At 65.5% G+C, this 20,685-nt stretch carries 15 protein-coding genes; 5 read left to right on the forward strand and 10 right to left on the reverse strand.

Translation table 11 applies throughout. The features are described 5' to 3' along the window. Nucleotides 1-3: 3 nt before the first annotated feature. The 4 genes from rsmA to HDG39_RS00565 all read right to left on the reverse strand — a co-directional run bounded on the left by rsmA (nucleotide 4) and on the right by HDG39_RS00565 (nucleotide 5,781). Nucleotides 4-846, reverse strand: coding sequence for a 16S rRNA (adenine(1518)-N(6)/adenine(1519)-N(6))-dimethyltransferase RsmA (gene rsmA, locus HDG39_RS00550; RefSeq protein WP_018419420.1), 843 nt, complete (start codon nucleotides 844-846; stop codon nucleotides 4-6). Nucleotides 847-954: 108 nt separating this feature from the next. After that, a complete protein-coding gene (gene pdxA, locus HDG39_RS00555; protein WP_184002399.1) occupies nucleotides 955-1,965 on the reverse strand; it encodes a 4-hydroxythreonine-4-phosphate dehydrogenase PdxA in 1,011 nt (336 codons plus the stop codon). Between the two features lie 13 nt (nucleotides 1,966-1,978). Continuing rightward, nucleotides 1,979-3,343, reverse strand: coding sequence for a peptidylprolyl isomerase (locus tag HDG39_RS00560; RefSeq protein ID WP_184002401.1), 1,365 nt, complete (start codon nucleotides 3,341-3,343; stop codon nucleotides 1,979-1,981). A 65-nt stretch (nucleotides 3,344-3,408) separates the two neighbouring features. Further along, nucleotides 3,409-5,781 (reverse strand): LPS-assembly protein LptD, encoded by a 2,373-nt coding sequence (locus tag HDG39_RS00565; RefSeq protein ID WP_184002403.1) that lies wholly within the window; start codon nucleotides 5,779-5,781, stop codon nucleotides 3,409-3,411. 224 nt (nucleotides 5,782-6,005) lie between these two features. Between HDG39_RS00565 and HDG39_RS00570 the strand changes: the two genes are divergently transcribed. Next, nucleotides 6,006-7,085 (forward strand): aminoglycoside phosphotransferase family protein, encoded by a 1,080-nt coding sequence (locus HDG39_RS00570; protein WP_184002405.1) that lies wholly within the window; start codon nucleotides 6,006-6,008, stop codon nucleotides 7,083-7,085. Nucleotides 7,086-7,088: 3 nt separating this feature from the next. Beyond that, the gene (gene murU, locus HDG39_RS00575; protein ID WP_184002407.1) at nucleotides 7,089-7,802 is read left to right on the forward strand and encodes an N-acetylmuramate alpha-1-phosphate uridylyltransferase MurU; all 714 of its coding nucleotides are present in this window, start codon (nucleotides 7,089-7,091) and stop codon (nucleotides 7,800-7,802) included. A gap of 3 nt (nucleotides 7,803-7,805) precedes the next feature. On the opposite strand, the gene HDG39_RS00580 is transcribed toward murU, so the two are convergent. After that, nucleotides 7,806-9,704, reverse strand: a complete 1,899-nt coding sequence (locus HDG39_RS00580) for an ABCB family ABC transporter ATP-binding protein/permease (protein ID WP_184002409.1) — start codon at nucleotides 9,702-9,704, stop codon at nucleotides 7,806-7,808. 206 nt (nucleotides 9,705-9,910) lie between these two features. Between HDG39_RS00580 and HDG39_RS00585 the strand changes: the two genes are divergently transcribed. Beyond that, entirely contained in the window at nucleotides 9,911-10,306 is a 396-nt protein-coding gene (locus HDG39_RS00585; RefSeq protein ID WP_018419413.1) for an acyl-CoA thioesterase, read from the forward strand. Between the two features lie 124 nt (nucleotides 10,307-10,430). Continuing rightward, on the forward strand, nucleotides 10,431-11,042 hold the full coding sequence (locus tag HDG39_RS00590; RefSeq protein WP_184002411.1) for a glutathione S-transferase family protein: 612 nt from the start codon (nucleotides 10,431-10,433) through the stop codon (nucleotides 11,040-11,042). A 51-nt stretch (nucleotides 11,043-11,093) separates the two neighbouring features. On the opposite strand, the gene HDG39_RS00595 is transcribed toward HDG39_RS00590, so the two are convergent. After that, nucleotides 11,094-14,282, reverse strand: coding sequence for a sensor domain-containing protein (locus HDG39_RS00595; protein ID WP_184002413.1), 3,189 nt, complete (start codon nucleotides 14,280-14,282; stop codon nucleotides 11,094-11,096). Nucleotides 14,283-14,506: 224 nt separating this feature from the next. Continuing rightward, the gene (locus HDG39_RS00600; RefSeq protein ID WP_184002415.1) at nucleotides 14,507-14,983 is read right to left on the reverse strand and encodes a nitrate reductase associated protein; all 477 of its coding nucleotides are present in this window, start codon (nucleotides 14,981-14,983) and stop codon (nucleotides 14,507-14,509) included. Between the two features lie 157 nt (nucleotides 14,984-15,140). Between HDG39_RS00600 and fdhD the strand changes: the two genes are divergently transcribed. Then, nucleotides 15,141-16,025 carry a formate dehydrogenase accessory sulfurtransferase FdhD gene (fdhD, locus tag HDG39_RS00605; protein WP_184002417.1) on the forward strand — a complete coding sequence of 295 codons (885 nt, stop codon included), beginning with the start codon at nucleotides 15,141-15,143 and terminating at the stop codon, nucleotides 16,023-16,025. Between the two features lie 67 nt (nucleotides 16,026-16,092). On the opposite strand, the gene HDG39_RS00610 is transcribed toward fdhD, so the two are convergent. The 3 genes from HDG39_RS00610 to HDG39_RS00620 form a co-directional block, all read right to left on the reverse strand. Beyond that, nucleotides 16,093-16,863, reverse strand: coding sequence for an enoyl-CoA hydratase (locus HDG39_RS00610; RefSeq protein WP_184002418.1), 771 nt, complete (start codon nucleotides 16,861-16,863; stop codon nucleotides 16,093-16,095). 116 nt (nucleotides 16,864-16,979) lie between these two features. Next, nucleotides 16,980-18,179 (reverse strand): acetyl-CoA C-acyltransferase, encoded by a 1,200-nt coding sequence (locus HDG39_RS00615; RefSeq protein ID WP_184002420.1) that lies wholly within the window; start codon nucleotides 18,177-18,179, stop codon nucleotides 16,980-16,982. A 28-nt stretch (nucleotides 18,180-18,207) separates the two neighbouring features. Continuing rightward, nucleotides 18,208-20,643, reverse strand: a complete 2,436-nt coding sequence (locus HDG39_RS00620) for a 3-hydroxyacyl-CoA dehydrogenase/enoyl-CoA hydratase family protein (RefSeq protein WP_184002422.1) — start codon at nucleotides 20,641-20,643, stop codon at nucleotides 18,208-18,210. Nucleotides 20,644-20,685 lie beyond the last annotated feature (42 nt).

A 20,685-nucleotide genomic window follows, 5' to 3' on the forward strand; every position in this document is an offset into this window, starting at 1 on the left:
AGTCTATTCCGGCGCAGCGGCCGAGCGCGCCGCCACCGCTTGCGCCACTCTCACGTATTCGGCTACCGGCACGTCCTCCGCGCGGCGTTGCAGATCGAAGCCGAGCGCGTCGAAATCGACGGTGTCGCGCAGCGCGGCAAGCGTGTTGCGCAACATCTTGCGACGCTGCGAGAACGCCGCAGTGACCACCCCGCCGAGCACGCTTTCGTCGACCACCGGCAGTTCGTGCCGCTCGTACGGAATCATCCGCACGATCGCCGAATCGACCTTCGGCGGCGGCTGGAATGACTCGGGCGGCACGTCGAGCTGCTTGTCGATCACATAGCGGTACTGCAGCATCACCGACAGGCGACTGAACGCCTTCGTGCCCGGCTCCGCCACCATCCGCTCGACCACCTCGTTCTGCAGCATGAAGTGCTGATCGATCACGCGCTCCGCGAACGCCGCCAGATGAAACAGCAGCGGGCTCGAAATGTTGTACGGCAGATTGCCGACGATGCGCAGCGACGCCTTGTCGCCCGGTGCCGCAAGCGAGCCGAAGTCGAACTCGAGCGCGTCGCCTGCGTGCAGTTCGAGCAGGTTGCCGAACTTCGTTTTCAGACGGCCGATCAGATCGCGGTCGAGTTCGACCGCGTGCAGCGGCGTCTCGGGCGTCGCGAGCCGCTCGATCAGCGGCTCGGTCAGCGCGCCGAGGCCCGGACCGATTTCGACCATGCGCTCGCCGCGCTGCGGCCGGATCACGTCGACGATCGAATCGATCACGCCCATGTCGACCAGAAAGTTCTGACCGAAACGCTTGCGCGCGAGATGGCCCTGGTGCCGGCCTTGCTGTCTGCTGGTGGACATCGGAGAAACGCTAGAAAGAAAACTGCTTGAGAATGAAAGACGTACCGGTGGAAACACGTCGCCGCGCGGCGCGTCACGCGCGCCGCATCCGCTCACATCAACCGCCCGTCAGCCCGCGCGACGATGCTGCGCCATCGACACCGCCGTGTCGATGGCGGCCATCAGGCTACCCGCGTCGGCGCGGCCGGTGCCGGCCAGATCGAGCGCGGTGCCGTGATCGACCGAGGTGCGGATGATCGGCAGGCCGAGCGTCACGTTGATCCCTTCGCCGAACGTCGCGAATTTCAGCACCGGCAGGCCCTGGTCGTGGAACATCGCGAGCACGCAGTCGGCTTCGTCGAGATAACGTGGCTGGAACAGCGTGTCGGCCGGATACGGACCGCGCGCGTCGACGCCCTCGCCGTTCACCTGCCGCAACGCCGGCGTGATCACGTCGATTTCCTCGCGGCCCAGATAGCCGTTTTCGCCAGCGTGCGGATTGAGCCCCGTCACGAGGATGCGCGGCGCGGGCAAACCGAAGTGGTAACGCAGGTCGTGATCGATGATGCGCAGCGTTGCAACGAGGCTTTCGATCGTCAAAGCCGCCGACACGTCCTTCAACGGCAGATGCGTGGTCGCAAGCGCGACGCGCAGCGGCCGCTTGCCGGTGCCCGCGAGCATCATCACGACGCGCGGCGTATGGGTGCGCTCGGCCAGATATTCGGTGTGGCCGGTGAACGGCACACCCGCGTCGTTGATCGTGCTTTTTTGCAGCGGCGCGGTGACGATCGCGTCGAACCTGCCGGCCACCGCGCCGTCGATCGCCGCATCGAGCAGATCGAGCACATAGTGGCCGTTCGCGGCGTCGAGCTTGCCTGCCTGCGCTGGTGCGCCAAGCGAGTGATGTTCGGGCCGCACGCGCGGGCCCTGCGCGAGCAGCGCGGCCCAATCGACGCCGACCGCGCGCGCCCGCTCAGCGAGCAGTTGCGCATCACCGAGCACGGTGAACTGCGCCTGAGGCCAATGCGCCGCCGCGCCGGCCAGCGCCTGCGTGGTCAGCTCGGGACCGACGCCGGCGGGCTCGCCGGTCGTGATCGCGATCTGCAGCGGGCGGTGGGTGGGCTGGGCAGCGCTCGTCATCGCATTGGCTCTGTTATTGCACGTTCGCCGTGGTCGGCTTCACTTCTACGTACGCGGTATCGCGCAGCTCGCGCAGCCAGTCGGCATACGCCTGTTCCGCCTTGCGCTGGCCGATGGCCTGACGCGCGAGATCCATCTGCTGCGCAATCGAGCCTTCCGCATCGCGGCGGCCGAGCACCTGAATCAGGTGGTAGCCGTATTCGCTGCGCACCGGGTCGCTGATCTGACCGTCCTGCAGCGAATTCATTGCGCGCTCGAATTCGGGCACCGTCTCGCCCGGGCTGACCCAGCCGAGGTCACCGCCTTGCGACGCCGAGCCGTCCTGCGAGTAGGTGCGCGCGAACTTCGCGAAGTCGCCGCCGGCGGCGATCTGGTTGCGGATGTCGAGCAGCTTCTGGCGTGCCTGCGGTTCGGACTGACCGTCGCCGACGCGCAGCAGAATATGGCGCACGTGCGTCTGCACGAGCTTCGGCGCGTCCGCGCTGGTGCCCTGGCCGGCACGGCGCTCGACCAGACGCACGATCTCGAAGCCGTCGTTGGTGCGGATCAGATCCGGATTGATCTCACCCGGACGCAGTGCCGACGCGGCCTTCACGAACTCGGGCGGCAGCTTCGAGGGCGCGAGGAAGCCGAGATCGCCGCCGTTCTTCGACGCGTCCGGCGCCTGCGAATTGGCTTTCGCGAGCTTTTCGAAATTCGCGCCGCCCTTCGCTTCGGCGAGCAAACCCTCGGCCTTCTTCTGCGCCGCCTCGATGTCGGTCTCGGACGCGTTCAGCGGCGCCTTCACGAAAATGTGCTGGACGTGCAGGTCGTTCGTCTGGCCGGCGCCCGGGCCGCGCTGGCTGGCGATATAGTTCGCGACCTCGGCGTCCGTCACCGTGATCTTGCTGTCCACTTCCTTCTCGCGCAGACGCGACAGCGTCAGCTCCGTGCGCGCGTCGCTCGAGAAGGTGGTCCAGGGCACGCCTTGCGCCTCGATGCGCGCGCGGTACATGGCGAGCGACATGTTGTTCGCCTGCGCGAGACGCTCGAGCGTGCGCTGCACGGCCGCGTCGTCGATGGTGATGCCGTCTTCCTTGGCCTTCTGCAGCTGGATGCGCTCGAGCACCATCTGCGTGAGCACCTGCTGGCGCAACTGGTCCGTCGGCGGCACCGGAGCGTTCTGCTGGTTCAGCCGGTGCGCGATCAGACCGACCCGCTCGTCGAGCTCGCGCTGCGTGATGACACCGTTGTTGACCACTGCGGCGATGGTGTCCACCGTCTGGCCGCTATTGCCGCCCAATGCCTGCGCCTGTACCGACGCGACTGGAACGAAGGACGCCGCGGCGACGAGACCCGCCGCGAGTATTGCCAAGCGAAGCTGTTTCATGATTGCCACAGATACTCCAATGATGTCGGGCGCTTCGCCCGTCTTTTCGCAAGCCGTGAATGACCGGGCGACCGTCATTCGTAGTTGGTGAACCGCGACTCCGGCGGTGGCGGTGGCGGCAACGGCGTGTAGCCGGCCACACTGCTGCGGAACGCGGTCATCAGCCCGTTGTCGACGCTCGACAAGCCCTTGAACGTCAACTGCGCCAGAAACCGTGTGCTCGACTGATTCTGTCCCGACGAGTTCAGGCCGTTCGCGTAGCGCTGGATGCCGGCGCCGAGCGTCCAGCAGTCCGCGTCGTATTGCAGGCCGACCAGGCCGTCGACGATACGGTGGCCACCGATGTCGTAGTTGAACCGGCCGACACCGTACATCCGGTGCGACAGCGGCCATTGGCCCGAAATCAGCACCTGATTGATCGGCTGGTTGTCGAGCGTGGTGTTGGCGCGCGTGTAGCGGTACGCGACGTTGATGACCTTGCCGCTCTCCGGACTGAATCCGAAGCCGACACTCGTCTTCGTGAGTTGGTTATTGTCCGCATTATATTGGAACGCCGTTTCCGAAGCGAAACCGGCGCCCAGCTTGATCGACGCGCCCGCGATCAGGTCCGAGTGCGTGGCCTGGGTACTGGTCTGGGTCGGCGTCAGCGTGACGCGCTGATCCCGGAAGTAGTACTGCTGCGCGATCACGAAGCGCGCGCGTTCGTCGCCGGTGGACGCGTTGATGAAGCGCGTGGTGAGACCGGCGGTCAGGCGGTTCGCGTCGGCGATCCGGTCGTTACCGACGAACGTATTCGGCGTGAAGATCTCCGCGAGACCGAAGTCGGATTCGGCGGTATCGAACAGCGGCGCGTTGTTCTGGTTGCGGTACGGCGTGTACACGTAGTACAGGCGCGGCTCCAGCGTCTGGATATAGTCCGCGCCGAAAATGCGCACCGAGCGCTCGAACGTCAGTCCCGTGTCGAACGTGAAGGTCGGAATCGACTCGGTGAAATTCTTCTGCGCCCCCGGCACGTTCGCCAGATCGGTGCCGATGTTGTTCAGGTTGTACGACGCAAAGTGCCACTGCACCTTCGGCGTGACGAAGTAGCCCGGCCCCACCACCGAATACGACAGGTACGGATTGAACAGCACCCGCTGGCCTTCGGTCAGATCCCCGGTGGTGATGCGGAAGTTCGTGTAGTCGGCTTCGGCGCCGAAGTCGAAGCCGCCGATGTTGTACTTCGCGTACTTGACGTTCAACTGCGGCTCGCGGCCGTACGGCGCGACCGACGGCTCCAGCGTCTGCCAGTGCTGCTCCCGCGCGAGCACGGACCACGGTCCGTTGTTGTAGGTCAACCCGGCTTCCTGCTGATACAGGAGCTGGGTGCCGTTCATGAACTGGTTGACCGACGACGCGAGGTCTTCCGGATAGGTGTTGTCCGAAACCCTGTTGTAATAGATGTAGCCGCCGAAGCCGTTACCGAAATTCTGGTTGTGCTGAATGTACAGCGCGTAGCGGTTGGTCTTCGTCAGACGATCGTCGGGCAGAAATTCACCGGTGATCGACCCGGAATACGTTGGCGACAGATAGCGGAACGTGCTCTGCAACTGCACACCGCGCTTCGAGATCAGACGCGGCGTGACCGTCAGATCGCGATTCGGCGCGATGTTGAAGTAATACGGCACCGACAGCTCGAAACCGTTCGTCGAGCTCAGCGAGAACGTGGGCGGCAACAGGCCGCTGCGCCGATCGCCCGACAGCGGGAACGACAGCCACGGCGACGCGAACACCGGCACGCCCTGGAAGAACAGCACGCTGTTATAGGCGACGCCTTCGTCCGCGCCGGTGTCGAAATCGAACTCGCTGCCCTTGATGTACCAGGCCGGATTGTCCGTGCACGCGCACGCCGTGTAGGTGCCCTTCGTGAACACGGAGCGCTCCGCGTCGAGCAGGTCGACGCGCTGCGCGCTGCCCGAGCCGCCAGTCAGCGTGAAGTGGTACTTCGGTGCGGTCATGAAGCCTTCGGTCGAATCGACGCGCAGATGTGCTTCGGGTCCGATGAAGGTATTGCCGGTATTGATCACGTGGACATTGCCGTACGCATCGGCCATGTCCGTGTCCTGATCGTAGTGCAGCGCGTCGGCCTTGATCACGGACGTGTTGTGCCGCACTTCCGCCGAGCCCTTGGCGGCCAGATCCTGGTCGATCGTGCCGCTCGCGTGGTCGCCGAGCACGAAGGTGGCCGGCCGCTGGCCCGTCTGCAACGGATGATCCTCGAGCTGCGGCGCAAGCTGCATGCCCCACGGCGGGTAGACCGCCTGCGGTTGCGCAGCTTCCCCCACCAGCTGGGCGTGCGCAAGCGCGGGCATCAGGCCCGGAACGGCGATCAGCGCCGCGACGAGCCGCCTTTTGCGCGGCACTACTGCACAGGAAGGAGTGGAATCGGAAAGCTGTCTGGGCGGCATGTATCGTTTGGCGAGTCGACCCGTGCGCAAGCTTTCGTCGTCACGATCCACCGCCTGCACACCGCGACCGTTAGAGTCGGCTGCACGTCTGGATTCCCAATTTGCCGAGTAATAAGGCGGGCGGTAAAACGGAGCACGCGAAAGCTGGCGTGTGAGTCGCGTCAAAAAAGTCGTGGGGTATTATATGGCAAGACGTTGTCCCCAAGAATTTGCCGCCGCTTTTCATGACGCTGCCTTCCACCCAAGATTTCACCGACACCCGTCTCTCCCTGCTCAAGGCCTGGCTGCAAGGCCACGCGGCGCGCCATGCGCTCGAGCCCGACACCCTCGTTCCGGCCTCGTCCGACGCCAGTTTCCGTCGTTATTTCCGGCTCGCGGGTAAGGCGGCGCAAGGCAATGGCGCGGCCACGCTGATCGCCGTCGATGCGCCGCCGCCCGAAAAATGCCGCGAATTCGCGCAGATCGCGCAATTGCTCGAGGCCGCCGGCGTGCACGTGCCGCGCGTGCTCGAGGTCGACTTCGACGCGGGCTTCATGCTCGTCACCGATCTCGGCACCGCGTCGTATCTGGGCGCGCTGACCGACGCGCAGGCCGCGGGCGACACGCGCGCGGCTCGCGCGCTGATGCGCGACGCGCTCGACGCGCTGATCCGCTGGCAGCTCAGCTCGCGCGAAGACGTGCTGCCGCCGTTCGACGAAGCGTTTCTGCACCGCGAGATGGAGCTGATGCCCGAGTGGTTCATCGGCCGGCACCTTGGCCGCGAGGTCGATGCCGCCACGCGCGCGCTGCTCGATCGCACGTTTGCGCTGCTGATCGCGAGCGCGCGCGCGCAGCCGCAAAGCTTCATGCTGCGCGATTTCATGCCGCGCAATCTGATGATCGCCTCGACGCCCAACCCGGTGAACCCCGGCGTGCTCGACTTCCAGGACGCGGTGTACGGACCGATCACATACGACGTCGTGTCGCTGCTGCGCGACGCGTTCCTCAGCTGGGACGAGGAGTTCGAGCTCGACTGCTTCGCGTACTACTGGGAGCGCGCCAAAAAAGCCGGCCTGCCGGTCGATGCCGATTTCGGCGAGTTCTACCGCCAGCTCGAATGGATGGGGCTGCAGCGGCACATCAAGGTGCTCGGCCTGTTCTGCCGCATCAACTACCGCGACGGCAAGGCGCATTACATGAACGACCTGCCGCGTTTCATCGGCTATGCACGCAAGGTGGCGGAGCGTTACGCGCCGCTGCGCGGGTTCGCGAAACTGCTCGACGACCTCGACGGCCGCGCGCGGGAAATCGGCTACACCTTCTGACCGATGACGATGTCCGTAAAGAAAGCGATGATTTTCGCCGCGGGCCGCGGCGAGCGCATGCGTCCGTTGACCGACGCGTGCCCGAAGCCCCTGCTCGAAGTGGGCGGCAAGCCGCTGATCGTATGGCAGATCGAACGGCTCGCGCGGGCCGGCATCCGTAGCATCGTGATCAATCATGCGTGGCTCGGCGCGCAGCTCGAAGCCGCGCTCGGCGACGGTTCGCGCTGGCAGGTCGAGCTGCGCTATTCGCCCGAGCATGAGGCGCTGGAGACCGCGGGCGGCATCGCGCAGGCGCTGCCGCTACTGACCGACGAGGGCGCGGATCAGGTGTTCGTCGCGGTGGCCGGCGACGTGTACACCGATTACGACTACGCCGCGCTGCACGCGCACGCCGGCGCGCTGAAGGCGCTGCCCGAGCCCGGCATGCATCTGGTGATGGTGCCGAATCCAACGTTTCACCCGAACGGCGACTTTGGTCTCGTCGACGGCGTGCTGTCGCTCGACGCGCAGCCGCGCCTCACGTTCGGCAGTTTCGGTCTGTACGACACGCGCATGTTCCGCGATCTGCCGCGTGGCACGCGGCGCGCGCTGAGCCCGTATTACCGCGGGACCATCGCGCGTGGGCTCGCGAGCGGCGAGCTGTACGAAGGCTTGTGGGAGAACATCGGCACCCAGGCGCAGCTGGAAGCGCTCGATCGGCTGCTGCGCGCGCGCTGAGCTTTACTTCGCCGGACTCTCACCTGCTCCGACTGCTTCCGCTCTTTCCACCGCATCCGTGGTCTGCGCGGCGCGCTGCTGCAACGCCCACATCTGCGCGAACAGGCCGTTCGCGCGCAACAGCTCCGCGTGCGTGCCGCGCTCGACGATGCGCCCTTTGTCCATCACGATGATCTGCTGCGCATGCACGACCGTCGACAGCCGGTGCGCGATGATCAGCGTCGTGCGTTCGCGCGCGATCAGGTCGAGCTCATGCTGGATCGCGCGCTCGGAGCGTGAATCGAGCGCGGACGTCGCTTCGTCGAACAACAGGATCGGCGGATTCTTCAGGATGGTCCGCGCGATCGCGACGCGCTGCTTTTCGCCGCCGGACAGCTTGAGCCCGCGCTCGCCGACCGGCGTGTCGTAGCCCTTCGGCAGACTCTCGATGAACTCGTGAATATGCGCGGCGCGCGCCGCCGCGATCACTTCGTCGCGCGTCGCCGACGGCCGGCCGTACGCGATGTTGTAGTAGATCGAGTCGTTGAACAGCACCGTGTCTTGCGGCACGATGCCGATCGACGCGCGCAGCGAATCCTGCGTGACGTCGCGAATATCCTGCCCGTCGATGCGGATCGCGCCGCCCGTCGCGCGGTCGAGATCGTAGAAGCGGAACAGCAGCCGCGCGAGCGTCGACTTGCCCGAGCCGCTGTGGCCGACCACCGCCGTCGTCGTGCCGGCCGCGATCGTGAAGCTCACGCCGTGCAGAATCTGCCGCGCGGGCTCGTACGCAAAGCTCACGTCGTCGAAGCGCACCTGCGCGCCGCTCACTTGCAAAGCCACCGCATTGGGCGCGTCGGGCACTTCCTGCGGCGAGCCGAGCAGCGAGAACATGCGGTCCATGTCGGTCAGGCTCTGCTTCAGCTCGCGATAGACCACACCGAGAAAATTCAGCGGAATATACAGCTGCAGCATGAACGTATTGATCAGCACCAGGTCGCCGAGCGTCAGGCGCCCGGCCATCACGCCCTGGGTCGCGCGCCACAGGATGAACACGAGCCCCGTGCCGATGATCGCCTGCTGCCCGAAGTTCAGCGCCGACAGCGAACGCTGCGACTTGATCGCCGCCGCGCGATAGCGCTTCAGGTTTTCGTCGTAGCGGCTCGCTTCCCACTCCTCGTTGCCGAAGTACTTGACGGTCTCGTAGTTGAGCAGCGAGTCGATCGCGCGCGAATTCGCCTTCGAATCGAGCTCGTTCATCGTGCGGCGAAAGTGCGTGCGCCACTCGGTGACCTTCACCGTGAACGCGATGTACACCGCGAGCGCGACGAACGTGACGATCGCGTAATAGGCCTCGTATTTGACGACGAAAAAGCCGAGCACGAGACCGACTTCGACGAGCGTCGGCAGGATGCTGTACAGCGAATAGGAAATCAGCTGCGTGATGCCGCGCGTGCCGCGTTCGATATCGCGCGACATGCCGCCCGTCTGCCGCTCCAGATGAAAGCGCAGCGACAGCCCGTGCAGATGGCGGAACACCTTCAGCGCGAGTTGGCGCACCGCGCTTTCGGTCACTTTCGAAAACAGCATTTCGCGCAACTCGGTGAAGAGCGACGTCGATAGCCGCACCACCGCATACGCGACCACCAGCAAGCCGACGCCGCCGAGCAGCACGATGCCGGGCGCGTCCTGCGCGCGGCCGAGCGCCGTCAGATGCCGGACCGACGCGAGACTGTCGACGATGCGCTTCATCACGACCGGCACACCGAGGTTCGCGACCTTCGCGCCGATCAGGCAGCTGAGCGCGAAGCCGACTCGCCATTTGTAGGTGGCAAGGTACGGCAGCAGCGACAGGATCGTTTGCCAGTCGTTGCGGGGTGCGGTAGAAATCGGCGAGGGTTCGGACGGAGGAGCGCGGCGCATAAATCGTGGGGAGAGTGTGGAGCTGCCGGAGTTCGCAGCGGCGCGCGGCTCGCGCGCTTCGCTGGGTGCTTTCCCGTACAATTCCTGATCTTTCTATTGTCGCAGAAGCCGACTGGCGGCGCTTTGCATGGCCTACTGTCGAACTGGCCCAGCCATTGCGTCAATGCGCGTCAATACACTCGAATACGTTTCCCAAGGATGTCCCGATGACCGATCTTCTTCAACTTCCGTCCAAGCCGTGCGCGCTGCGCGTAATGCCGCAGCCATCGGACGCGAACATTCATGGCGACGTGTTCGGCGGCTGGATCATGGCGCAGGTCGACATCGCCGGCTCGATTCCGGCAAGCCGTCGCGCGAATGGGCGGGTCGCGACGATCGCGGTCAATTCTTTCCTGTTCAAGCAACCGGTGTTCGTCGGCGATCTGCTGAGCTTTTACGCGGATATCGTGAAGACCGGCAATACGTCGGTGACGGTGTCGGTCGAGGTCTACGCGCAGCGGATGAGCCTCTCGCAGGACGTCGTCAAGGTCACTGAAGCGATCCTCACCTACGTCGCCACCGACAGCGACCGCCGGCCGCGCGCGCTGCCCGCGCTGGACTGAGCCGCCGATGATGCTTAAGCTAGCGATTCCACGCGTCACGCGCCGCGCCACCCGCTAGCCGTTCCAGCCGATCAGCGCACGAGGCCCCGGGGCGCCCCATAGTCGCTCTTCTAATGGAAACGAGATGAAACTGATCGGAATGCTCGACTCGCCCTACGTGCGGCGCGTCGCCATCTGCATGAAGCTGCTGGCGCTCGACTTCGAACATCAGTCGATTTCGGTATTCCGCACCTACGACCAGTTCGCGAAGATCAATCCGGTCGTCAAGGCGCCGACGCTCGTCGCCGACAACGGCGCGATCCTGATGGACTCGACGGTGATCCTGCAGTATCTGGCAACGCTCGCCGGCCCCACCCCGCTGTTCCCGACGCAACCCGACGCGGCGTTGCGCGCCGCGCGTCTGACGGGTCTCGCGCTCGCCGCGTGCGAAAAGAGCGTGCAGATCGTCTACGAGCGCAATCTGCGGCCTCAGGAGAAGCAGCATGAACCGTGGGTCGAGCGCGTGCGCGCGCAACTGCTCGCCGCCTATGCCGAACTCGAACGCGAGTTGGGCGAAGGGCCGCTGCCCGACGCGCAGCAGCAGTTCAGCGCGGCGGACGTGGCCGTCGCCGTAGCCTGGCAGTTCACGCACATGATGCTGCCGGAGGCGGTCAGCGAGGCCGATCATCCGCGGCTCGAGAAGTTTTCCGCGTTCGCGGAAAGCCTGCCGGTGTTCAAGGACACGCCGGCGGAGTGACCGGCGTTGCACGCGACGCGCGGCGACACCCGTCGCCGCGTCGCGCTCCCCTCACACCGGCTCCAGCTCCGCCACCAGCCCGCCGTGCAGCAGTTCGGCAATCCCTTCCGTCGATAGCGGCTTCGCGAAATAGAAGCCCTGCATTTCGTCGCACGCGCGTTCCTTCAGGAAGTCGAGTTGCGCGGACGTTTCCACGCCCTCGGCGATCACCTGCAACTTCAGCGAATGGGCGAGCGCGATGATCGCCGACGTGATCGTCTCATCGTCGCCCGATACGCCGATATCCGACACGAACGAGCGGTCGATCTTCAAGCGGTCCACCGGGAAGCGCTTCAGATAGCTGAGGCTCGAATAGCCGGTGCCAAAGTCGTCGATCGCGAGACCGATGCCGAGCGCGTGCAGTTCGTTGAGCATCGACACCGCTTCTTCCGCGTTGCGCATGATCGTGCTTTCGGTCAGCTCGAGTTCGAGGTACTTCGGTTCGAGTCCGGTCTCGTCGAGCACCTGCATCACGAGCTTCGCGATGTTACGCTGCTGGAACACCCGCGCCGACAGATTCACCGACACGCGCGCCGGCGGCAAGCCCTGATCCTGCCACGCCTTGTTCTGCCGACACGCTTCGCGCAGCACCCACTCCGACAGCGGCCCGATCAGCCCGCTTTCCTCGGCGAGCGGAATGAACGACGACGGCGGCACGAGCCCGACCTCGGGATCGTGCCAGCGCACCAGCGCCTCGATGCCGACGATCTGTCCGCTGCCGATATCGACCTGCGGCTGATAGTGCAGCAGGAACTCGTTGTCGCGCAGCGCGCGGCGCAGGCGTCGTTCGAGATTCAGGCGCGCGCCCGCGCTCGCGTTCATCTCCGGCTGATAGAACTGGAACGTGTTGCGCCCCATGTCCTTCGCGCGATACATCGCGACGTCGGCCTTCTTCATCAGCGTTTCGGCATCCTCGCCGTCCTGCGGGAACAGGCTCGCGCCCATGCTGCAGCCGACGTACAGCTCGGTGCCGTCGAGCCACACCGGCTCGGCGATCGACGCGCGCACGCGCTCCATCCACGTGATCAGCGATTGCTCGTCGACGGTGTCGGTCATCACGATCACGAACTCGTCGCCGCCGTGGCGCGCAACCGTGTCGCTGGTGCGCGAGCAGCGCGCGAGCCGTTCGGCGACTACACCGAGCAGCCGGTCGCCGACGCTATGGCCGAGGCTGTCGTTGACGTTCTTGAAGCCGTCGAGATCGAGGAACACGACCGCGACGCCCGAATGATGCCGCTGCGCGACGACGAGCGCATGTTCGAGTCGGTCGCGCAGCAGGTTGCGGTTCGGCAGCCGCGTAAGGCCGTCGTAGTTGGCCTGGTATTCGAGCTGCTCCTGATAGCGGATTAGCTCGGTCACGTCGTTGATCACGCCGATATGATGCGTGATCACGCCTTCCGCGTTCGGTACCGGCGCAATGAACAGCTGATTCCAGAACAGCGCGCCGTCCTTGCGATAGTTGCGCACCACGGCGCTGACCTCGCGATTCGCCGCGAGCGCCTCGCGGATCAACGCGACGCCTTCCTGGTCACGGTCGTCGCGTTGCAGCACGCGGCAGTCGTGGCCGATCACCTCGGCGGGATCGTAGCCGGTGATGCGCATGAACGCCGGATTCACGTATTCGATCAGATTGCCCGACGGCGACGGCGCGGTGATCAGGATCGCGTTGACGCTCGCGTCGAGCGCCCGGCTTTGCAGACGCAGCGCGAGATCGGCGCGCTTGCGCTCGGTGATGTCGGTGTACGAGCCGAGCACGCCGATCACCTGACCGTCGCCGTCGGTGAACGGCAGCTTGCTCGTGACCGTCGTGCGATGCACGCCGTCGATCACGAAGTCGACCTCGAAGTTCATCTTGGGCACGCCGGTATTCACGACTTCGCGATCGTGCTCGGTCAACAGGTCGGCGAATGCGCGCCACGCCAGGTCGGCGTCACTCTTGCCGACCACCTGTTCGGGATACGCGAGCCCTGCGTCGCGCGCGAATGCCATGTTGCAGCCGAGATAGCGCGAGTTCAGGTCCTTCCAGAAGATGCGCTGCGGAATGTTGTCGATCACCGCTTCGAGCATCTGATTCGAGCGCTGCGCTTCGGCTTCGGCGTTGATCTGGTCGGTCACGTCGTCCGCCAGCACGAACGAGGCGTCGCGGCCCATGAAGTTCAGTGCGTGATAGGACACGTTGACGCTGAGGATCGAGCCGTCCTTGCGCCGATGCCGCCAGATGCCCGCCATCGTGTGGCTCTGGCGGAGGTCGGCGCTACGCTGCAGATGCGTCTCCAGTCGGCCGATTTCCGAGTTCGGGCGGATCGCGCGGATCGTCATGCCCAGAAACTCGTCTTCCGTGTAGCCGTATTGCTGGATCGCGGCCGCGTTGACGGCGAGAAAGCACAGCGTGTCGCGATCGAAGATGTACATCGGCACGGTGTGATCGTCGAACAGGCTGCGAAAACGCTCGTCGTTGCGCACCAGCGCGCGGGCGCTGCGCAGTTTTTCGCGCGCGCTGTTCTCGCGCACGCCGAACGTGAGGAACAGCAGCACGCTGCCGGTGAGCATCGTCACGAGCAGCACGAACATCGCGCGCTCGCTGTCGCTCGCCGATGCCGCGAGCCAGCTCTGCAACGAGCGGTTTTCCTCGCTGCGCAACGTGGCGAGCGCGGCTTCGACACGCTCTAGCGCGGGGGCAAGACGCGAGTTCGACGGCGCAGGGTCGAGGGATGCCTCGAATGGCGCGTCGAGTGGGGCCGCCCCTGGTGCTTCGGTCGATGCCGCGTGCGCCACGCCCGACGCCGCGTTTGCCGCTCCGGGCAGGTCACTCGCACGGTTGCGCAGCGTGTCCTCGAGATCGTGCTGCAACGCGTGCCGCGCCGCGCTCAGGCTGGCGAGCGCCCCCGACATGTACGGCTCGCTCGCGAGCTCGTCGCGCAGTGATTGCTCGCGGCTCGCGAGTGTGTTCGTCATCGAAGTGGCCGCGTCGGGCGGCACCGGCTTGCCTGATTCTTTCAGGCGGTGCAGAGCGGCGAGCGCGTTATCGAGCGCGGCGTGATACGCATCGAGGTTCTGGCGCACGCTGGTCGAGCGCGCGAGGCGCGCATCGGCGTCGCGCTGCCCGCGAATCTGCGTGTACGCGACGAACGCATTTGCACCGACCGCGACGACCACGACCGCAATATTGATCAGCAGTCGCTTCGATAGAAAAGGATTCATGGGTTCCGAACGTCAATCGTTCCGAGGGCGGGAGAGCGCGCTCGCTGCCGGTGCGTCGGGCCGCATCGATGCAAGTCTTTTGCGCGCCAACCTTTGGTTATCGGCAGCGATCGGAAGCGGGTTGAGGGTCGGCGTGAAAAAAATCTGATGATTTGGGGAAGGCTGCGAGTTGGTGGGGGCGCCTGGCTGGGAGCGGCTGGCCGGCCGCGCCTAGCCGGCCGCACCTAGCCGGCCGCTCCAAATTCCTTCATTGCCGCGGCGAAATCGTGGCTCGCCTCGGGCTTGCGCGACAGCTTCGCGAGCACATAGCGTTTGAAAGGATCGAGCTCGGCCCAGCGCGCGACGCTCGGCGCGGCGAGACCGGCCAGCCCCGCCTGATGCGCGACACCGTCGGGCACGCTGTCGGTTTGACGCCAGGCCGGCGACTCCTCCGGCGTAAACCACTCCGGTTCGACGTTCGCGTGCGTGCGCAGCATCTCGAACAGCGCGTGATCGAAATTCGGTTCGATCTGCGTGTCTTCTTCGACCGGGAAACGCGCGAGCAGCTTGCGATCTTCGAGCGGCAGTTGCTGCCACTGCGCGAGCGTGATGCGCAGCCCGAAACGGTCGAGATTGAAGCGCACCGACATTGGGATATAAGTGAAATTCTCCGAAGACGCGACTTCGAAGTCGAACAGAAGCGGTGCTTCGTTGAGTCCCATGTCAGTGCTCCTTGTCGGTGGCGGACAGCGTGCGGGCGTCGCTTGAGGTATTTTAGAACTTATTCGCGCGACGGCGCCCCGCGCGGCGGCCGCCGCGAAGCATACGGCGAGGCCGGCGCACCCTTTGACGCGCGGCATGATACAGGAGTAAAGCAGCTTGAACGGAAAGGAAAACGATCGCGCAAACGAGCGGGCGAAGGCCCAGCCCCACGCCCTCGACAGCGACGAACAACCCGGCGTAGTGCAACTCGAAGTGCGCCGCCATCGCGGCACGGCGGTTGAAACCGCCACCGATCACGTCGGCCAGGAGTGGCCGGTCGCGCTCGTGTTCAACGGCATCTCGCACGCGGTGATGATGTGCACGCCGCGCGATCTCGAAGCGTTCGCGGTCGGCTTCGCGATTTCGGAGGGGATCGTCGAGCGCGGCAGCGACATTCAGGACATCGAGGTCGAACTGCACGAGGACGGCGAGCTGCCGCATGCCGAGGTGCAATTGCAGGTCGTGCAGCAGGCGTTCGCCGGTTTGAAGGAAAAGCGCCGCGCGCTCGCCGGGCGCACCGGCTGCGGCGTGTGCGGCATCGAAAGCATCGATCTGCTGGATCTGAAACCGCAGCGTGTACCCGACACTGGCTTCTTGCAGCGGCTCGCGCCCGATGCGATCGCACGCGCCGCGCGCGCGCTGCCCGAGCACCAGGCGCTCACTCGTTTGACGGGCGGCCTGCACGCGGCCGCGTGGTGCGATGCGCAAGGCTCGATCCACCATGCGTTCGAGGACGTCGGCCGCCACAACGCGCTCGACAAGCTGATCGGCCAGCTCGTGCTCGATCGCGCCGATACGCGTGACGGTTTCGTGTTTCTGTCGAGCCGCGCGAGCTACGAGCTGGTGCGCAAGGCCGCGCGCGTCGACGTGCCGATGGTCGCGACAATCTCGGCGCCGTCGTCGCTCGCGATTGCAATCGCGCGTGAGGCGGGCGTGCGGCTCGTGAGCTTTTGCCGCGAAGGCAGCTACGTCGATTACGACACGTGGCAGCAGCAAGCTTGAGCGAGTGACGCGGCGCAGCGACGGTTCACGGCTAACCCACACGAAGCGCGCCTGCGTCGCACACCCCTCAGTCGAACAGCCGGAAATCCGGCTTGCGCTTCTCGAAGAACGCCTTGAACGCCTCGCGCGCTTCGGGCGCGAGCAGCATCTTGCCGAAGTGCACGGCTTCCTCGGTCATCTGCGTCTGCAGTTCCTGCTGGCTCGCGCGCTTCATCAGGCTCTTCGTCACGCGCAACGACGACGCCGGCAGCGCCGCCAGCTTCGCGGCCTGCGACGCCGCGAACGCGTCGACTTCGCCCGCCGGCAGCACGCGATTCACGAAGCCCATGCGGTGCGCTTCGGCCGCGTCGAACGCCTCACCGAGCAGCAGTTTTTCCGCCCCCGCCTGATAGCCGGCCACGCGCTGCAGCAACAGGCTCGACGCTGCTTCCGGGCACAGCCCGAGCTGCGTGAACGGCAGCGAAAAGCTCGCGGTGTCGGCCGCGTAGACCAGATCGCAATGCAGCAGCAGCGTCGTGCCGATGCCGACCGCCGGCCCCGCGACCGCCGCCACCACCGGTTTTTCCGCAGAACATAGCGCGCGCAGGAACTGGAACACCGGCGAGGTTTCGCCAACCGGCGGCGACTTCATGAAGTCCTCGAGATCGTTGCCCGCGCTGAACATGCCCGCGCTGCCGCGAATCAGGATCGCGCGCACCGACGCGTCGCCCTGCGCTTCTATGAGCGCGTCGGCCATCGTCTGATACATCGCGGCCGTGATCGCGTTTTTCCTGGCGGGCCGGTTGAAGCTGATGGTCAGCACCGCGTCGGCGCGCTCGACCAGAATATCCGTCGTCATCCCGTTCATCTCCTTGTGCTCCTGCTGAATGTAAAAACGGTTCGCAAGCCGGGCGGCCTGCGAACCGTTGCGCGGTCCTTGGTGGATCACAGAGGGATCCCCGTTCGATCAGCGGCTCACAGACGCTCGACAATGCCCGCCGCGCCCATGCCGGTACCGACGCACATCGTCACCATGCCGTACTTGTAGTTGCGGCGGCGCAGGCCGTGCACCACGGTCGCCGCACGAATCGCCCCGGTCGCGCCGAGCGGATGGCCCAGTGCGATAGCGCCGCCGAGCGGGTTGATCTTCGACGTATCGAGGCCGAGGTCCTGGATCACCGCGAGCGACTGCGCGGCAAACGCCTCGTTCAGCTCGATCCAGTCGAGGTCGTCCTGCTTCAGGCCGGCGGCTTTCAGCGCGGCCGGAATCGCTTCCTTCGGGCCGATGCCCATGATTTCCGGCGGCACGCCGCGCACCGCGAAGCTGACGAAGCGCGCGAGCGGCGTCAGGTTGAACTGCTTGAGGATTTTTTCCGACACGACGATCAACGCGCCCGCGCCGTCCGACGTCTGCGAGCTGTTGCCGGCCGTGACCGAGCCTTTGTTCGCGAACACCGCGCGCAGCTTCGTCAGGCCTTCCATCGACGTGTCCGCGCGCGGACCTTCGTCGAGCGACACCTCGCGTGTTTTCACGTTGATCTCGCCGGTCGCGAGATCGGGCACGCGATCGACGATCGTGTACGCGGCGATTTCGTCGTTGAATTCGCCGGCTTGCTGCGCGGCCATCGCGCGGCGGTGCGATTCGACCGAGAACGCGTCCTGCGCTTCGCGGCTGATCTTCCAGCGCTCGGCGACCTTCTCCGCGGTCAGGCCCATGCCGTACGCGATGCCGACGTCTTCGTTGCGATCGAAGATATGCGGCGACAGCGACGGCTTGTTGCCCATCATCGGCACCATGCTCATCGATTCGCAGCCGCCCGCGATCATCGCATCGGCCTCGCCGACGCGGATGCGGTCCGCGGCCATCGCGAGCGCGGTCAGACCCGACGCGCAGAAGCGGTTCACCGTGACGCCGCCGACCGTGTTCGGCAGACCTGCCAGCAGCGCGCCGATCCGTGCGACGTTCAGGCCCTGCTCCGCTTCCGGAATCGCGCAACCGACGATCGCGTCTTCGATCACGCCGGTGTCGAGGCCGGGCACCTGAGCGACGGCCGACCTGATCGCGTGAACCAGCAGCTCATCCGGACGCGTGTTCCTGAACATGCCGCGCGGAGCCTTGCCGATCGGCGTACGGCTCGCGGCGACGATGTATGCGTCTTGCAATTGCTTTGCCATTTGGGAATCTCCTTTGTCGGCAAGCCGCTCAGTTGCGCACCGGCTTGCCGGTCTGCAGCATGCCCATGATCCGTTCCTGCGTCTTCTGCGTGCCGAGCAGCTCGACGAACGCGCGACGCTCGAGTTTCAGCAGCCATTCTTCGTCGACGAGGCTGCCCGCTTCGACGTCGCCGCCGCACACCGCTTCCGCGATGCGGCTCGCGATCAGGAAATCGTGCTCGCTGATGAAGCGGCCGTCGCGCATGTTGACGAGCGACGCCTTGATCGTCGAAATCGCCGAGCGGCCCGCGACCGGCACTTGCGTCGCGCGCAGCGGCGCACGGTAGCCCGCCGCGGCGAGGGCGCGCGCTTCCTTCTTCGCGACGTCGAGCAGTTCGAACACGTTGAAGACGATCGTGTCGGAAGGCTTCAGGTAGCCCATCGCGCGGGCGTCGAGCGCGGAGGTCGACACCTTCGCCATCGCCGCGTTCTCGAACGACTTCTGCAGAAACTTCAGCAGATCGTTCGTGGCGCCGACCTGGCTTGCCGCTTCGGCCGCGCGCAGCGCCGCTTCCTTCAGGCCGCCGCCCGCCGGCACCAGACCCACGCCGACTTCGACGAGACCCAGATAGCTCTCGATGTGCGCGACGCGCTTCGCGCTGTGCAGTGCGAGCTCGCAGCCGCCGCCGAGCGCGATGCCCGAGATTGCCGAAATCACCGGCACGTTCGCGTACTTGACGCGCAGCATGCCCTGCTGGAATTTCTTCACGAACGGCTCGATGCCCTTCGCGCCGCCCATCATGAACGCGGGCATCGCTTCTTCGAGGTTCGCGCCCGCCGAGAACGGACCGCCCGGCGTGCCGAGCTTCAGCGATGTGGGCTGCCATACGACGAGGCCCTTGTAGTCCTTCTCGGCCAGTTCGATCGCCTGCGTGAGCCCTTCGATCACCGCCGGTCCGATCGTGTTCATCTTGCTCTTGAACGATACGATCAGCACGTCGTCCTCGCCCGCGCGATCGTCGACCCATGCGCGCACCGCATCGGTCTCGAACAGCGTCTTGCCGTAGGTCTTCGGATCGGCGCCGGTTTCGCCGACGAGCGGCGCGCGGAACACCTGCTTGCTGTACACGTCGAGCGACGAGCGCGGCACGAAGGTCTGCGTAGCCGGCGACCATGAGCCTTCAGCCGTGTGCACGCCGCCCTTCTCGTCAACCGCCCCTTCGAGCACCCACGACGGCAGCGGCACGTTGGCGAGCGCCTTGCCCGCCGCGATGTCTTCCTGCACCCATTCGGCGACCTGCTTCCAGCCGGCCGTCTGCCAGCCTTCGAACGGACCTTCGTTCCAGCCGAAGCCCCAGCGGATCGCGAGATCGACGTCGCGCGCGTTGTCGGCGATCGATTCCAGATGGACGGCGATGTAGTGATAGACGTCACGGAAGATCGACCACAGGAACTGCGCCTGCGGGTGCTGCGTTTCGCGCAACAGCTTCAGCCGCTCGGCAGCCGGACGCTTCAGGATGCGGCCGACGAGTTCGTCGGCCTTCCCGCCGCCGTCGATATACGCACCCGTGTTCGGATCGAGCACCTTGATCGCCTTGCCTTCCTTCCTGTAGAAGCCGGCGCCGGTCTTCTGACCGAGCGCGCCCTTCTTCACCAGTTCGGCGAGAACGGCCGGTGTTTCGTAGACCGGCAGAAACGGATCGTCCGGCAGCGTGTCCTGCATCGTCTTGATCACGTGCGCCATCGTGTCGAGACCGACCACGTCGGCGGTGCGGAACGTCGCCGACTTCGCGCGGCCGAGGCGCGCGCCGGTCAGGTCGTCCACTTCGTCGAAACGCAGGCCGAACTTCGCGGCTTCGGCAATCACCGCAAGGATCGAGAAGACGCCGACGCGGTTCGCGATGAAGTTCGGCGTATCCTTCGCGCGCACGACGCCCTTGCCGACCACGCTGGTCAGGAAGGTTTCGAGCTGATCGAGAATTTCCGGGCGCGTCGTCGCGGTCGGGATCAGTTCGACCAGATGCATGTAGCGCGGCGGATTGAAGAAGTGCACGCCGCAAAAGCGCGCCTTCAGGTCGTCCGCGAAACCTTCGGACAGTGCGGTGATCGACAGCCCCGACGTGTTGGTCGCGAAAATCGCGTTCGGGCCGATGTGCGGCGCGACCTTCCTGTACAGGTCGTGCTTCCAGTCCATGCGTTCGGCGATCGCTTCGATCACGACGTCGCACTCTGCGAGCTTGTCAATGTCGTCGTCGTAGTTCGCGGGCTGGATGTATTGCGCGTCGTCCTTCACGCCGAACGGCGCCGGCGACAGCTTTTTCAGATTCTCGATCGCCTTCAGCGCGATCCCGTTCTTCGGGCCTTCCCTCGCGGGCAGGTCGAACAGCAGCACGGGCACCTTGGCGTTGATCAGGTGCGCGGCGATCTGCGCGCCCATCACGCCGGCGCCGAGCACGGCTACCTTGCGAATGATCAGATTGCTCACGTCGTTTCTCCGGAGAGTTGTGCGATGGCGCGAAGCGTCAGC

Origin of the sequence: Paraburkholderia lebeckiae (assembly GCF_014201005.1) — a bacterium.
Classification (GTDB): Bacteria; Pseudomonadota; Gammaproteobacteria; order Burkholderiales; family Burkholderiaceae; genus Paraburkholderia; species Paraburkholderia tuberum.

Coding starts and splice junctions, on each gene's coding strand:
- HDG39_RS00580 (WP_184002409.1), bottom strand. CDS start 9,704: ATGCGCCGCGCTCCTCCGTCCGAACCCTCGCCGATTTCTACCGCACCC.
- HDG39_RS00590 (WP_184002411.1), top strand. CDS start 10,431: ATGAAACTGATCGGAATGCTCGACTCGCCCTACGTGCGGCGCGTCGCC.
- murU (WP_184002407.1), top strand. CDS start 7,089: ATGACGATGTCCGTAAAGAAAGCGATGATTTTCGCCGCGGGCCGCGGC.
- HDG39_RS00600 (WP_184002415.1), bottom strand. CDS start 14,983: ATGGGACTCAACGAAGCACCGCTTCTGTTCGACTTCGAAGTCGCGTCT.
- rsmA (WP_018419420.1), bottom strand. CDS start 846: ATGTCCACCAGCAGACAGCAAGGCCGGCACCAGGGCCATCTCGCGCGC.
- HDG39_RS00610 (WP_184002418.1), bottom strand. CDS start 16,863: ATGACGACGGATATTCTGGTCGAGCGCGCCGACGCGGTGCTGACCATC.
- HDG39_RS00565 (WP_184002403.1), bottom strand. CDS start 5,781: ATGCCGCCCAGACAGCTTTCCGATTCCACTCCTTCCTGTGCAGTAGTG.
- HDG39_RS00585 (WP_018419413.1), top strand. CDS start 9,911: ATGACCGATCTTCTTCAACTTCCGTCCAAGCCGTGCGCGCTGCGCGTA.
- HDG39_RS00595 (WP_184002413.1), bottom strand. CDS start 14,282: ATGAATCCTTTTCTATCGAAGCGACTGCTGATCAATATTGCGGTCGTG.
- HDG39_RS00615 (WP_184002420.1), bottom strand. CDS start 18,179: ATGGCAAAGCAATTGCAAGACGCATACATCGTCGCCGCGAGCCGTACG.
- pdxA (WP_184002399.1), bottom strand. CDS start 1,965: ATGACGAGCGCTGCCCAGCCCACCCACCGCCCGCTGCAGATCGCGATC.
- HDG39_RS00570 (WP_184002405.1), top strand. CDS start 6,006: ATGACGCTGCCTTCCACCCAAGATTTCACCGACACCCGTCTCTCCCTG.